Source organism: Citrobacter freundii complex sp. CFNIH4 (genome assembly GCF_002934505.1).
In the GTDB taxonomy this organism is placed as follows: Bacteria; Pseudomonadota; Gammaproteobacteria; order Enterobacterales; family Enterobacteriaceae; genus Citrobacter; species Citrobacter freundii.
This window is the reverse complement of record NZ_CP026231.1, coordinates 4,242,635-4,257,558: the sequence shown is the minus strand read 5'-3', so window position 1 is coordinate 4,257,558 and position 14,924 is coordinate 4,242,635. Positions and strand designations below refer to the sequence as shown.

Below are 14,924 nucleotides of genomic sequence, written 5' to 3'. Positions count from 1 at the left end.
AGCATCCGGCCAGGCACATTACTTCAACTTACTCATTAACGCCTGATGGACGTTTTCCGGCAGAAAGTGCGTCACATCACCCTGATGGCGGGCGACTTCTTTCACCAGTGACGATGAGATAAATGACCACTCTTTAGACGGCATCAGAAAGACGCTTTCCAGTTGCGGCATTAGGTGGCGGTTCATGTGCGCCAGCTGCATTTCATACTCAAAATCTGCTACCGCGCGTAGGCCTCGGATCAGAATGTTAGCCTGATTATCACGGGCAAAATTTGCCATTAAGTCGCTGAATCCCAGAACTTCCACATTGCCGAGATGCGCCGTTGCCTGTTGCGCCAGCTCGACGCGCTCTTCAAGGGTAAACATCGGTTTTTTACTGGGACTTGCGGCAATCGCCAGGATCACGTGATCGAACATGCTGGTCGCACGCGTCACGATATCAAGATGGCCGTTAGTTATGGGATCAAAGGTTCCTGGATAAATCGCCCGTTTTTGCATGGCTTGCCTCAATGCGTTTTGGGTGGCAGATAAGGTTCCAGCAGCTGCAGCAGACGCTGTAACGCGCCCTGATTTTGATACAGAACTTCAACTGCGTGACGGCCATAAAAATTACGATAATCTGCATCGGTCAGTAAAGAAGATACTTCTTTTACCAGCGTAGGTGCGTCGGTGACGGTGATCAATCCGCTTGCCTGTTCGAGGCGGGCGCAAATATCTTTAAAATTAAACGTATGTGGTCCCATCAGCACTGGAATAGCATGTGCTGCGGCTTCCAGTGGATTGTGCCCACCACGTTCAACCAGTGAACCGCCGACAAAAGCAAGGTCGGCAATGCCATACAGCAACATCAGCTCACCCATGGTATCACCGATCACAACCTGAGTGCCTGAGGACGGAACTTCACCCGAAGAACGAGTGGTATAGCTTAGCCCAGCCTGGCGTACGAGGTTAATTGCATCCGGGAACCGTTCAGGATGTCTGGGAACCAGGATTAGTAAAAGATTCGGGAACTGATTTAATAACGCCTGATGGGCGGCAATGATGATGCTTTCTTCGCCGTCGTGGGTGCTGGTTGCAATCCATACCGGGCGGTGAGGAGCCCATTGACGACGTAATGTCACCGCTTTTGCAGCCAGTTGTGGCGTGACGGATATATCAAACTTAAGGCTGCCAGTAACGGTGACCTGATTGCTTCTGGCGCCAAGCGTAATAAAACGTGCGCCATCTTCTTCGTTTTGTGCGGCAATTAACGTAATTCGACGCAGTAGTCTGCCAACAAATTTACCTAATTTCGCATAGCCAGCGGCTGAACGAGCAGAAAGACGTGCGTTGGCAATGACCAGAGGAATGTGACGCCTATGGAGTGCCGCGATCAGATTTGGCCACAGCTCGGTTTCCATAATTAACACCAGTTTGGGGTCAACTTTATTCAGAAAACGGTTCAGGGCATCCGGTAAATCGTAAGGCAGATAAATATGCTGAACATCAGTGCCAAAAGCAGATTGTACGCGCTCGGAACCGGTTGGCGTCATGGTGGTGACCGTGATCGGCAAGTCGGGATAACGGTGACGCAGAGCGCGAACTAATGGGATTGCAGCCAGCGTTTCGCCCACAGAAACCGAATGAAGCATGATCCCGCCGGGTTTTAGCGGGCGGCGATAAAAGCCGTAGCGTTCGCCCCAGCGTTTACGGTAGGCCGGAGCCTTACGTCCGCGCACCCAAAGCCGTATCCAGATCAAAGGCTGAATAAGGTAGAAAAGGGCGGTGTAAAGCAATTCGAGCATAATGGTAGCTGACTTATGAATGTGCTGGGGATTCTATGTATTTAACTATGGCTTTACCATCATTTTTATCCAGGTTGTATCAAAACGATGGAATTGGTGGGGAACTGATTTCGCTGATGGCTATTTCAAAAATGCACATGGCCGCATTTATATGTCTTAACCTCTTGTGCGGTGTGCGTTTCCTGATGAACTGGTGTCTTATTTATCTGTATGTTTTTAATGGTTTATTTTGTTTTTTGTTTAAAAAATATTCATTTCGGAATGCTTGATAATAAATGATATACTACTGCGCAATTTCAGGTAGCTAGCGGGCAGAAACGTTTCGAAAGCACAGAAAGTCATCTTTGGATGCTTTAGGCAAGGATTACACGATTCTGATGCTTCAAACCTGATATGCCTGGCGACGCGATGCGGATATTAATGCATGAATATTGCTTTTTGTTTGTACAAGTATTTTCCCTATGGTGGGTTACAGCGTGATTTCTTGCGGGTAGCGCTGACGGTTGCTTCTCGTGGTCATCATGTTCAGGTATTTACCCAGTCATGGCAGGGCGAGCGTCCGGAAGGGCTGGAGATTATACTCGTCCCCGTTACATCCAGAACGAATCATGGGAAAAACGAGCAATATTATCAGTGGGTTCAGAATTATTTAACTCAACATCCCGTCGATCGTGTCGTTGGTTTTAATAAAATGCCTGGCCTGGATGTGTATTACGCTGCGGACGTTTGTTATGCGGAAAAGGTTGCCCGCGAGAAAGGCTTTTTCTACAAATTGACGCGCAGGTACCGACACTACTCTGCATTTGAAAAAGCCGTATTTCAGCAGGGTGTCGGCACTACGCTTTTGATGTTAACCGATAAACAAATTGGTGACTTCAAGCATCATTACCAAACTGAGAGCCAGCGCTTTCGTATTCTGCCTCCAGGAATCTACCCTGACAGAAAGTACAGCCAGCAACCTGAAAACAGCCGGCTGATTGTTAGAGAAAAAAATGGTATTGGTCTCGATCAGTTCTTGCTCTTACAGGTAGGTTCCGATTTCAAACGCAAAGGCGTGCCAAGAACATTACAGGCGTTGGCTTCTTTGCCTGATGTCATTCGCCACCGCACACGATTGATGGTTGTTGGTCAGGATAAGGCCGATCGCTATCGCGCTCAGGCTCGTCAATTGGGGGTTGAAGAACAAGTGCAGTTCTTCTCGGGGCGGGACGATGTAGCAGAATTGATGTCTGCTGCTGATTTATTACTTCACCCAGCTGTACAGGAAGCCGCCGGTATTGTCTTGCTAGAAGCTGTAGTTGCCGGGCTGCCGGTATTAACTACCGAAGTTTGCGGCTATGCGGGTTATATCAACGCCGCCCAATGTGGGGTGGTGATTCCTGAACCTTTTGAGCAGGAAAATCTGAATACAGCACTTTTCGATGCGCTGCAAAATAATGAGCAGAGAAGTCGTTGGGCCGGGAACGCACGGCATTTTGCTGATACAAAAGATCTCTACAGCCTGGCAGATAAAGCTGCAGATATCATTTTAGGTCCTAAGAATGATTGAATTAAAAGAACCATTTGCCACGCAGTGGCAAGGAAAAGACCCGTTTACTGAAGTCGCTAAGCTGGACGGTGAGGTTTTTCGCGCCCTGGAAACACGACGTACCCTACGTTTTGAGATGATGGGTAAGGGTTATTTTCTTAAATATCATCATGGAACCACGCTTAAAGAAGTGGTGAAGAATCTTATATCTTTACGTATGCCTGTACTTGGCGCAGACCGTGAGTGGCTGGCGATACATCGCTTGCAAGAACTGAATGTTGACACCATGACCGGCGTGGCATTTGGGCAGAAAGGACTGAATCCGTTAGAGCGCACCTCATTTATCATCACTGAAGATCTCTCTCCTGCTATCAGCCTTGAAGATTTTTGTGCAAGGTGGAAAGTTGAGCCCCCTGATTTTGTATTAAAACGGACCATTATTACCCGCGTGGCAGAAATGGTGGGTAAAATGCATCGGGGGGGAGTAAATCATCGGGATTGCTATATTTGCCATTTTTTACTCCAACAACCGATGCCAGAAAATATTGCGGATATCAAACTCTCCGTAATCGATTTGCATCGTGCACAAATTCGTCAGCATGTGCCACGCCGCTGGCGGGATAAGGATCTGATTGGACTCTATTTCTCTTCACTTGAGATCGGGTTGACGTCCAGAGATATCTACCGTTTTTTACGTGTCTATTTTTCGAAGCCACTACGTGAAATCTTTCGTCAGGAAGTCAGGTTGTTTGAACAGGCTGTCACAAAAGCGCAAAAAATAAGACAAAGAACAATAAGAAAAGCGCTATAAATCACAGATAAAGTTTGAGGCCATTTTACTATGAACATTGATTTCCAAAAGCTAGTTATCCAAAAACACGTCATAGACAGCTCTACGCATGAGAAGAGTAAAAAATTAAGTGTTGCGTATGGTGTCGACCGTAATTTTTTATTTGGCTCTGGTATTTCAATGACCTCAGTATTAGTGAATAACCCTGATATTGATATTCACTTTTATATAGTAACAGACTATATAGATGACGATTATCTGAAGAGTGTAAAACGCCTGACCCAAATGTATAGTACGACTGTGACGGTTCTTGTGTTCGATAACGCGGCGTTTCGTGAACTGCCGAGTACAAAAGCATGGACTTATGCAATGTACTATCGCTATTTCGCATTTGAATATTTAAGCACAGAGTTAAGCTCCGTACTGTATCTTGATGCAGATGTTATTTGCAAAGGCTCTCTTCGCGAGCTTACCGAGATTAATTTCTGTGGAGAATATGCCGCTGTTATCAATGATATTGATGAAGTACGTACTAAGTCCGGCAATAGGCTCGGTATTCCTGAACTGAGTAATGGGTACTTTAACTCCGGAGTGGTGTTTGCGAATCTGGAAGTTTGGCGTGAGCAGCAGTTATTGACGAAGGCTTTTTCTATCTTAGATAAACGCCAAAAGGAACTTCTGTATTTTGACCAAGATGTCCTAAATATATTGTTCGTTGGTAATGTGATTTTCCTGAGACGAGATTTTAACTGCATTTATGGTGTAGATCAGGAACTAAAAAATAAAAACGATAAAATATACCAGGATTATATTACTGAGGATACTGTTTTAATACATTACGTCGGTGTCACTAAACCATGGCATACATGGGCTAAATATCCGGTAGCTAAATACTTCATCGAAGCATATAAAAAATCCGCATGGGCGGAACAAGCCTTGTTAAATGCAAATACGGCAAAGTTGTATAAACGTAAGTCACGGCATGAAAGAGTGCAGCGTAAATATATTCGCTCGGTACTTAGTCATGTAATGTATATAAAAAATAAGTTACACAATTCAAAAGCATATTGAATATAGAAACAGTAACTTATTGATAATCGATTAAATAGGTGTAGCGAATGAACTTTGATTGTCATCAGTCTATAAAAAAGATACTTGAGTTTAATCAAGCGCCGACCGAACAGAAAATACAACTTAACATCGCCTGGGGTGTTGACAGGAATTTTATGTTTGGTGCTGCAATTTCGATGACATCGGTACTATTGAATAATAAAGATTTAAATATCCATTTTCATCTTTTTACTGACTACATTGATGCTGATTACCAGCAGCGGATAGCTAAATTAGCAGAGCAATTTTCCACAAACATCTCAATTTATGTTATGGATGCTAATGGGTTAAAAGTTTTGCCAAGTGGTCACGCCTGGTCACACGCAATGTACTTCAGGTTTATTGCCTTTGAATATCTTGGTGAGAAAATTGATTCACTTTTATACATTGATGCGGATGTAATGTGTAAAGGTTCACTTTTTGAACTCACGCAGATTGATCTTGGAGAATATGTTGCAGCGGTAATTACCGATGTGGATGATAGCCCTGCCAGAGATATTGAGATAAATAAAGATTATTTCAATTCAGGTGTCATATTTGCAAACCTAAAAAAGTGGAAAGAGCAGAATTTTATCAATGCAGCTTTTGATATCTTATTAGACAAAAATAATAAACTTTCATTCCCGGATCAGGATGTCTTGAATATTCTTTTCTTTAAAAAAGTACTTTTTCTGGAGCGAAGGTTCAATGCTATCTATGGAATTAAGCAAGAATTAAAAAGCAGAGATCTTGCGAAATATAAAGAATATATTACACCTGATACTGTTCTAATTCACTATGTTGGCGTGACTAAACCCTGGAATTCATGGGCAAATTATCCTTCAGCACAGTTTTTTGTTGATGCCTGGAAGGCTTCGCCTTGGGCAGATGTTCCATTGTTACCCGCCAGAACGCCAAAACAATATAAAAAGAAATCACGCCATGAAAGATTACAAGGGAAGTATTTCGCCTCGGTAATAAGCTATATTGGTTATTTGCGGGAAAAATTAAAAAGTAAGTAAAAAAACTCCCGTAAGGGAGTTTTTTATTAACGTAATTTAGTCTTAAGGTATTTCAAATACCATTTGATCGAGGCGCAATACTTCCCTTTTTTAGCTTCCTGGCGTGAATAGACCCGATAATCAGTAGGTCTCATACGTGGAGCATAAGAACGCATTTCTGTGTTTCGCCATGGTGTGAAATGATGGTAGAAAAGATAAAGTTGCTGTGAAAGCCCGGTATGCTCTTTATACCAGGGCTTCCTTCCACCAGTGAAGTGGATAATTCTTGGCAGAATATCTTTTTGGTAGAAGAATATCTCTTTTTGTTGATCGGTAAACCAGTTGAACAAAAAATTCCACCGGTTATCAATAAACTTAACGTTACCATCCATTGCGATATTCAGTGCATCCTGGTCAAAGTAAGGCAAGGCTTTACCTTGTTCAAATAACACGGTGTTTGCTTTATTTTCAATATCAAACTTGATCCAGTTTTCAATGTTAATATACAAAAAACCAGCATTGAAATAATGACCAGTACTCAGGCCCAAGCGTTTGGCATTTTTTGTATCATGAATATCGAGAGAATCGTGGCTGACTGCACAAATGACGTTGCTGATATCAATGCTGTTAATGTCATTGAGCTTATCAAAACACAGGGTATCTGCATCCAGGTAGATAAAATGCTCAACTTTATCTTTAAGTAAGCGCGGTACGGCCAGACGCATATAGGTCGAACGGTTCAGATGTTTGATTGCAAAGTCACTGTTATACTTTTCAATCTCTTCTTTATCGATATTGATAACCTGAATTTTATCACTGGTTGAACGCAGTTTATTGATTTCTTCGTCAGTAACGTCATAGACAAAGACAAAAAATGACAGGTCCTGTTCCGGGTTGTTCATTATGACAGACATAATGGACACTGCTACATATTCCAGATAATTAGCATCTGTACAGTAAGCAATATTAATAATGTTATTTTTGTTGTCCATTTATGTTTTCTCATTACCTTTTATATTGTCACTATCATGAAGTACCGTATCGATAGCGTCAATCACGGCTTGCTCCGGTATCCATGTGAGATATTTTTTTGATCTGTCGAGTTCATCCCGAGATGGCATCGGATGATAATCGCCAGCCCAAATCAATAAGGCTTTATCCGACCATGGCTTCCACTGTTGATAATTGGTGGCGCCAAACAGGCAGACCTGTGGTGTCTTTAGCGCCGCTGCCATATGCATAGGAGCAGAATCGACGCCAATGTACAGAACTGCATGATCGATCAATGCAGCCAACTGCAAAAAGGTGGTTTTACCTGCCAGCGTCAGGTCAGGGGAAGATTGACACAGTTCAGCAATGCGCTGAACCTGCTGCTGCTCACCTAGCGTTGGCCCACAGGTAAGATAGACGTGCAGACCTCGTTGATGCAGGTGGTCTATAACATGCGTGAATTTATCATCATCCCAGCATTTAAACTCTTGTCTGGCAGTGGGTTGAATAACGACATATTTTTGTGAAGGCAATGCCGGGAGTTGGGTAACTAAATGTTGATAGTCGTCAGGGCGATAACAAAGAGACATCTCTTTCTTCAGTTCTGTTTCGCTAAACCCGATACCTTTTAGAATAGATAAATTTTGTTCAACAATATGCGTTCCAATGAATGGCGTTACTCGCGTAAAAAGTCGATTCCACAGATCTTTTTCGCGCTCAAAAGCAATTGAAGGGCAACGTAAAGAGGCTATAAGAGCGCCGATCGGCCATTGTTCGGTGAGGTTAACGATCAGGTCGTAGTGATTTTTCTTCAGTTGTTTACGCACTGAAAGGTAATTTTTCACTGTTGACAGCAGGCCTTGCTTTTTCTCAATCAGATAAAAATTATTAATATCTTTATGGGCGGCTAAGATTGCTTTGGTATCTTTATAGAGTAGCAGATCGATCTTAGCTTGCGGATAACGAGCCCGAATGCTGGCAATAACAGGTGTAGTTAGCAGAACATCCCCATAAAACTTCAGCTTGCAAATAAGAACCCGGTCAACTTTTTCAAACATGTTAAAATCCCTTTCGCAAGAATAAGCTTTTACAAGCAGATAGTATCTTATATCTTGTTTCAGAAATAGAACGATCGATATGGGGGTATTTCATCTTCAGAATTATTTTCTTCTTAACGATTTTCGTATCGCAGCATGCAAGTGCATTCTGAATGTCATTTAGCATACTTTCGCTATAACGATAATAGCCTTTTTTCTTGCGTAAAATTTTACGTCCTTCGAGAAAACAATTGATAATCATAAATGTCGCAACAGTACGCTTAGATCTATTTTCATTAATATATTTATACATTTTTCGCATAGCAAAGAAGATGCTGTCAGCGTCACTATCAATAATGTTCTCGGTAATGCTTTTATCATTTACTCGGTAGTAATATAGCTTATTCTCGATTTTTAGAATCTTATGACATTTAAAATACTGGAATGGGCAAAAAATCACGTCTTCGTAGCGATGATGTTCCTCGAACTTATCGCTACCAATGATATTGCGGTGAAAGATTTTTGTCATCAGATGCCATTGCCCAGCCTTGAATGTTGGTAACAGAGGGGCGTAATTGTCATCTGATAATATTATTTCGCGCTGGGCAATGTTGTTTTCCATTTCCGGCGCGTTTTTATACAAATTGTTTATATCTCGAGTTAAGTTAAATTCGATAATGTCATATTTTTCGTCTCTTAACTTAGGCAGGAGAATTGTGAAATAATTCTGGCAGACAATATCATCACTGTCTACAAAACCAATATATTTCCCTGTCGCATGGGCAAGCCCAACGTTACGGGTGATTGCAACGCCCTGATTTTTTTGGCTTATATATTTAACATTATGGCAATCTTTTTCGCGGTAAAACGCATTTATACGCTCTTCGGTTAAATCCGTAGAGCCATCATTAACAATTATTACCTCTACATCATCAGTGATGCTCTGATGTATAGACGCCAACGTCGCTGTGATGAGTTCAGCGTTGTTGTATGTAGGTATAATAATGCTCAGTAAATAACCGGAAGCGTTAACCATGGCATCGTTCTCTTGTTGGATTCGAGCTCAGTACTGCTGCTACACATAACGCCAGTACGCTGCTCAGGGCTTCACCTTTGGCATACAATAATAAATCACTCAAGCCATAGATAGCGATTGCGCCTGAGATAACGAACAACAGAGGACTACGTTGCCAGTAAGCTATTAAAAACATGGCAGTATAGAGCAAGAGTAGCACAACAACACCAGGGATGCCTTTCAGCGAGAAGGTATCAATGACTTCGTTATGCAGGTGGACGTCCACATAGGCGAGAGCCCCTTGCATTGTGACATTTTGTAATGCGAACGCTTTGATTTCTGCATCTCGTTGTTCAAGCGATTGTCCCCAGAGGTGTGCGTTTCCTGCTTCAATACCGACCTGTTGCATCGCAAATCGCGCACCAATTGATGTATTACTGTTATTCTGGCTGTAAGAATGCAAGTCGGCCATCAGATTCTGGTAACGCACCTCAATAACCGATTTTAACGGAATAGTTGCCAAACCGCCGAGTATTACGAAGGCAAGCAATGCTCTTAATAACATTCTGCGATTATGTCGGTAGTGGATGAAAAACAACCCAATACTCAGGATTGGATAGATCAGAATGGCCGCTCGGGTCTGTGTCGTAACCATGACGGCAAGGGAGAGCAAAAAATGCAAAAGATAGAGTGAAACAGTGTGTTTTAGTCGCAGATTAAGGATGGTCTGTGATGCTAACAAAGCGATAAATGTCAGGCCGTAAGCCGCTCCGGTTGGATGTTCAAAGCCCAGCGCAACACGGTAGGTCATAATATCTGGTGCTCCGGCAGCCTCGTAGCCTGCGAAAAGATACAAGCCTATTGCGGTAAGAATCGTCCAGAGACTGGTAATGCGTGTTTTGTTGGCACACGGCTCTCGCGTTGTCAGAGCTGTCATAACCAGTGCGGCAAAAATCATCACTTTGCCACCGTTCTGGTATGAACGATAGGCACCGGTAAAGGCTGAGCCAGATTGTTTAAATACTTCTACCCAAATAATCTGGAGTAAACCAAAGAGCAGCAACATAACAGGCAAAACCAGATTTTGTTTGTTACTGCACACATGCTTTATATTTTTTCCTATAAGCGGCAGAGACAGAGCCGTGGAGAAAATAAATACCTTCAGCGCTTCATCTGGATTTACCAGGACCATCGCAAGAGTTGCCAGGATCCCAGCGTAAAATAAGACGTATATAAAATCGAATGGATTATTTTTTATACTACAAACAAAACGAGAAAACATGTGTTGGCGAAGCATGGGTCGTCTCTTAAAGTTAAAGCAAATTATTATCAATTAGCGATACGTTGACTAAGCTTGCGTCCAGATCCTGCAATTTTCCGGAATGGCTCTGCTGTGTGTATTGATTCTTCCCATATCCACCAATCAATCCCGGGTCTGTCGGGCCATATAACGTAATATTGGGGCGATCCAATGCGGCGGTTAAATGGCTGAGACCTGTATCAACCGACACCACAAATTTTGCTCCCGCCAGGATGCGAGCAACCTCTTCCAGACTCATCCGCGGCAGGACATCGACGTAAGGAAAACCTTCCGCCAGCCTTTTGGCGCGCTCTTCTTCATGAGGGGCGCCCCAGGGGAGTTTAATACGGATGCCCGTATTATTTAACAGCCCAATCAGCTCCCGCCAATTGGCTTCAGGCCAGTGCTTATCATCACGTGTAGTGGCGTGCAGAAATACAGCATAGTGGCCTGTATCAGCATTACATTCATTCACAAAATGCTGAGCGATAGCGTAATCACCCTGCGACTGCGGTTTGGCATATCCCAGACTTTTGGCGAACAATTCACGCGTACGTTCTACCGCATGCTGCTGTTTCGCAATGTGATGTTTGTGATTATAAAACAGGCTAGCCAGCGGCTCGCGGGCCGTACTCCAGTCCATACCATGCTTGACGCCACGTGCCAGACGCGTCACCAACGCCGCACTCTTAACCAGACCCTGCGCATCAATTATCGCGTCATACTGCTGCAAACGTACGGCATCGCGAAACGCTTTACGCTCGGCTTTAATCGGCGCTGAAAACCAGGCTTTACGCCAGCGGCGAATCGCCACTGGGATGACCCGGTCAACGGCTGCATGCCAGGAAGGGATCTGCGCGAATCCTTCTTCCACCACCCAATCAAATTGAATACCCGGAATAGCCTGCTGCGCATCGGTTAATGCGGGCAACGTATGCAGAACATCGCCCATAGAAGACGTTTTAACGATCAGAACCCGCATCCGTCAGGCTTCCTCTTGTAACAACAGGTCGTTGAGTTCTTCCAGTACACGCTGGGGTGTGATGTCAATCAGGCTTTGGTGATAGCCTTCAGCCGCATCGCCCTTGCGCACTTTGTGATAGCCCGTAATCAGACGAATGACCCGCGCTTTGTGCGACAACGGCGGGGTAAAGTCCGGACTACTTGGGCCATACAATGCTACCAGAGGTCGATTCAACGCTGCGGCAACGTGCATTAATCCAGAGTCGTTGGTGACGACCGCTTTGCAGGCGGCGAGCAGAATAACGGCCTGCTCCAGCTGCGTTTCGCCCGCCAGATTACGACACCAGGCCTGCTGCTCAACGCTCAACGTTGCCAGGATTTCATTTCCGGCTTCATGATCTTTTGCCGAGCCAAACAGCACAATCTGATGACCTTCGTCGATCAGCTGTTTTGCCAGTTCAGCATAATGGTAGTGTGGCCAGCGTTTCGCCGGACCAAATTCCGCACCCGGGCAAAAACCGATGATGGGGCGTTCGGCAGAAAGGGAGAACTGGCTACAGGTCAGAGACTTTTCACCTTCGCTGACCTGCAACTGTGGCCACAGCAGAGGTTGCGGCAAATCTTTAGCCGACAGCATCACGCCTTTATCGTAGGCCAGGGCCACATAGCGTTCGACCATCAGCGGCCATGCGTCTTTATCCAGCACGCGCGCATCGTTGAGCAGGCCGTAGCGCATTTCACCACGCCAACCGGTACGATGCGGAATACCTGCAAAAAAGGGCACCAACGCGGATTTAAACGAGTTAGGCAGCACATAAGCGCGGTCATAGCGCTTCTCACGCAGGCTATGACCGAGCTTACGCCGTTCACCAATTTCCAGAGCGCCATGCCCAAGCGGCATCGCGATCGCTTCATTGACTTCCGGCATCCGCGATAACAGCGGACGGCACCATGCAGGTGCCATCACGTCGATTATCGCCTGGGGATAGCGCGCCTTGAGCGTGCGATAGAGACTTTGCGACATCATCATGTCGCCCACCCAAGACGGGCCAACCACCAGAATCCTCATAGATTGCCTGCCTTATGCGTCGCGGTTCAGCCAGGCCATATATTCCGTTACGCCTTCAGCAACGGTCTTAAACGGCTTGTCATAGCCCGCGGCGCGCAGGTTGGTCAGGTCTGCCTGAGTAAACGCCTGGTAGCGGCCTTTCAGTTTTTCCGGGAATGGAATGTACTCAATGCTGCCTTTTTTGTGGTACGCCAGCGTTGCGTCAGCAACGGCCTGGAAAGATTCCGCACGACCAGTACCGAGGTTAAAGATGCCGGATACCCCGTTTTCCAGGAACCACAGGTTCACTGCAGCCACATCGCCAACGTAAACGAAATCACGTTTGAAGTTTTCGCTGCCTTCGAACAGTTTTGGTGTTTCGCCATTGTTAAGCTGAGTATTGAGGTGGAAAGCGACGCTCGCCATGCTGCCTTTATGGCCTTCACGCGGTCCGTAGACGTTGAAATAGCGGAAGCCAACAATCTGAGAGTTGGCTTCCGGCAGGATCTGACGCACGTACTCGTCGAACAGGAATTTTGAGTAGCCATAGACGTTCAGCGGTTTCTCATATTCACGGGATTCGATGAAATCAGAAGTGCGACCGCCATAGGTGGCGGCAGAGGACGCGTACAGGAACGGGATTTCACGCTCCAGGCAGTAGTGCAGCAGCTCTTTAGAGTATTGATAGTTGTTGTCCATCATATACTTGCCGTCCCACTCGGTGGTGGAAGAGCATGCGCCTTCGTGGAAAATAGCTTCGATATCGCCGAAATCTTCCCCGGCCATAATCTGGATCAGGAAGTCTTCCTTGTCCATGTAGTCAGCAATATTCAGATCCACCAGGTTAACGAACTTGGTGCCGTCTTTCAGGTTGTCCACCACCAGGATGTCGGTGATGCCTTTATCATTCAGGGACTTAACGATGTTGCTGCCGATAAAGCCCGCGCCGCCGGTAACGATGATCATAAATGTAACCTTCGAATTATGGAGTCAGAGACAATCTCAGACACGAATACTTTCTATCATATCACTACATGGCTCAGGCTTCAGCCATTCACCGATAAGCCGTGCGGGTACACGTGATTTATGCTTCATTTTGAAGAAGTGATGATGCGTCATCTCGTATCAACGTATAGCTTTGGGTAATATGTGCTGAAATTTGCCCAGTCTGGAGAATTGAAATGCGTGGGGATTTTTACAAACAGTTAACCAACGATCTCGACACCGCACGTGCGGAAGGATTGTTTAAAGAAGAGCGCATTATTACATCTGCCCAGCAGGCGGATATCACCGTGGCGGACGGAAGCCACGTTATTAACTTTTGTGCGAACAACTATCTGGGACTGGCTAATCATCCGGAACTGATTGCAGCAGCAAAAGCGGGTATGGATTCTCACGGATTTGGTATGGCTTCGGTTCGCTTTATTTGCGGTACCCAGGATAGCCATAAGCAACTGGAGCAAAAACTGGCGGCATTCCTCGGTATGGAAGATGCCATCCTTTACTCTTCCTGCTTCGACGCCAATGGCGGCCTGTTTGAAACGCTGCTGGGCGCAGAAGACGCAATTATTTCCGATGCCCTGAACCACGCTTCTATCATAGATGGCGTTCGTCTGTGTAAAGCAAAACGTTTCCGTTACGCCAACAACGATATGGTGGAACTGGAAGCTCGCCTGAAAGAAGCACGTGAAGCGGGCGCTCGTCATATCCTGATCGCCACTGATGGCGTGTTCTCTATGGATGGTGTGATCGCTAACCTGAAAGGCGTTTGCGATCTGGCGGATAAATACGACGCGCTGGTCATGGTTGATGATTCCCATGCCGTCGGTTTTGTCGGCGAAAATGGTCGTGGCTCCCATGAATACTGTGACGTGATGGGTCGCGTGGACATCATCACCGGTACGCTGGGTAAAGCACTCGGCGGCGCATCCGGTGGTTACACCGCAGCGCGTAAAGAAGTTGTTGAGTGGCTGCGTCAGCGTTCCCGTCCTTATCTGTTCTCCAACTCACTGGCGCCAGCGATTGTTGCGGCCTCCATTAAAGTGCTGGAAATGGTTGAAGCAGGCAGCGACCTGCGCGACCGCCTGTGGGCGAACGCACGTCAGTTCCGCGAGCAAATGTCTGCCGCAGGCTTTACTTTAGCCGGTGCCGATCACGCGATTATCCCGGTGATGTTGGGTGATGCAGTGATCGCGCAGGACTTTGCTCGTGAACTGCAAAAAGAGGGGATTTACGTTACCGGATTCTTCTATCCGGTGGTTCCAAAAGGCCAGGCGCGTATCCGTACCCAGATGTCTGCGGCGCATACCCCTGAGCAGATTACGCGTGCTGTTGAGGCGTTCACACGCATTGGTAAACAACTGGGCGTTATTGCCTGAG

At 45.6% G+C, this 14,924-nt stretch carries 14 protein-coding genes; 5 read left to right on the top strand and 9 right to left on the bottom strand.

Going from position 1 to position 14,924, the window contains the following annotated elements:
• Nucleotides 1-18 precede the first annotated feature (18 nt).
• On the bottom strand, nucleotides 19-498 hold the full coding sequence (gene coaD / locus C2U41_RS21805) for a pantetheine-phosphate adenylyltransferase (protein ID WP_003024099.1): 480 nt from the start codon (nucleotides 496-498) through the stop codon (nucleotides 19-21).
• Nucleotides 499-506: 8 nt separating this feature from the next.
• Nucleotides 507-1,784, bottom strand: a complete 1,278-nt coding sequence (gene waaA / locus C2U41_RS21800) for a lipid IV(A) 3-deoxy-D-manno-octulosonic acid transferase (protein ID WP_048217051.1) — start codon at nucleotides 1,782-1,784, stop codon at nucleotides 507-509.
• 424 nt (nucleotides 1,785-2,208) lie between these two features.
• Here waaA and C2U41_RS21790 point away from each other — a divergent pair, with 424 nt between their 5' ends.
• From C2U41_RS21790 to C2U41_RS21775, 4 genes are read left to right on the top strand one after another with little or no spacing between them, the layout of a single operon-like run.
• Entirely contained in the window at nucleotides 2,209-3,333 is a 1,125-nt protein-coding gene (locus C2U41_RS21790; RefSeq protein WP_003837612.1) for a glycosyltransferase family 4 protein, read from the top strand.
• A complete protein-coding gene (gene rfaP / locus C2U41_RS21785; RefSeq protein WP_032937168.1) occupies nucleotides 3,326-4,123 on the top strand; it encodes a lipopolysaccharide core heptose(I) kinase RfaP in 798 nt (265 codons plus the stop codon). Before C2U41_RS21790 ends, rfaP begins: the two co-directional genes overlap by 8 nt.
• Nucleotides 4,124-4,153: 30 nt before the next feature.
• A complete protein-coding gene (locus tag C2U41_RS21780) occupies nucleotides 4,154-5,173 on the top strand; it encodes a glycosyltransferase family 8 protein (protein ID WP_003837616.1) in 1,020 nt (339 codons plus the stop codon).
• A gap of 47 nt (nucleotides 5,174-5,220) precedes the next feature.
• Nucleotides 5,221-6,213 (top strand): glycosyltransferase family 8 protein, encoded by a 993-nt coding sequence (locus C2U41_RS21775; protein ID WP_032937170.1) that lies wholly within the window; start codon nucleotides 5,221-5,223, stop codon nucleotides 6,211-6,213.
• Nucleotides 6,214-6,239: 26 nt separating this feature from the next.
• On the opposite strand, the gene C2U41_RS21770 is transcribed toward C2U41_RS21775, so the two are convergent.
• From C2U41_RS21770 to rfaD, 7 genes are read right to left on the bottom strand one after another with little or no spacing between them, the layout of a single operon-like run.
• A complete protein-coding gene (locus tag C2U41_RS21770) occupies nucleotides 6,240-7,184 on the bottom strand; it encodes a glycosyltransferase family 8 protein (protein WP_032937171.1) in 945 nt (314 codons plus the stop codon).
• Nucleotides 7,185-8,240, bottom strand: coding sequence for a lipopolysaccharide core heptosyltransferase RfaQ (gene rfaQ / locus C2U41_RS21765; RefSeq protein ID WP_032937173.1), 1,056 nt, complete (start codon nucleotides 8,238-8,240; stop codon nucleotides 7,185-7,187).
• Between the two features lies 1 nt (nucleotide 8,241).
• Nucleotides 8,242-9,255: a glycosyltransferase family 2 protein gene (locus tag C2U41_RS21760; protein WP_032937175.1), complete on the bottom strand. Its 1,014-nt coding sequence runs from the start codon at nucleotides 9,253-9,255 to the stop codon at nucleotides 8,242-8,244.
• Nucleotides 9,248-10,531, bottom strand: coding sequence for an O-antigen ligase family protein (locus tag C2U41_RS21755; RefSeq protein ID WP_224769933.1), 1,284 nt, complete (start codon nucleotides 10,529-10,531; stop codon nucleotides 9,248-9,250). Before C2U41_RS21755 ends, C2U41_RS21760 begins: the two co-directional genes overlap by 8 nt.
• Nucleotides 10,532-10,547: 16 nt before the next feature.
• Nucleotides 10,548-11,516, bottom strand: coding sequence for a lipopolysaccharide heptosyltransferase RfaC (gene rfaC, locus C2U41_RS21750; protein ID WP_044700445.1), 969 nt, complete (start codon nucleotides 11,514-11,516; stop codon nucleotides 10,548-10,550).
• Between the two features lie 3 nt (nucleotides 11,517-11,519).
• Nucleotides 11,520-12,566: an ADP-heptose--LPS heptosyltransferase RfaF gene (gene rfaF / locus C2U41_RS21745; protein ID WP_003837632.1), complete on the bottom strand. Its 1,047-nt coding sequence runs from the start codon at nucleotides 12,564-12,566 to the stop codon at nucleotides 11,520-11,522.
• A gap of 12 nt (nucleotides 12,567-12,578) precedes the next feature.
• Nucleotides 12,579-13,511 (bottom strand): ADP-glyceromanno-heptose 6-epimerase, encoded by a 933-nt coding sequence (gene rfaD / locus C2U41_RS21740; RefSeq protein WP_003827312.1) that lies wholly within the window; start codon nucleotides 13,509-13,511, stop codon nucleotides 12,579-12,581.
• A gap of 215 nt (nucleotides 13,512-13,726) precedes the next feature.
• On the opposite strand from rfaD, the gene kbl reads away from it, so the two are divergent.
• The gene (gene kbl, locus C2U41_RS21735; protein ID WP_003837635.1) at nucleotides 13,727-14,923 is read left to right on the top strand and encodes a glycine C-acetyltransferase; all 1,197 of its coding nucleotides are present in this window, start codon (nucleotides 13,727-13,729) and stop codon (nucleotides 14,921-14,923) included.
• The last annotated feature ends 1 nt before the right edge of the window (nucleotide 14,924 follow it).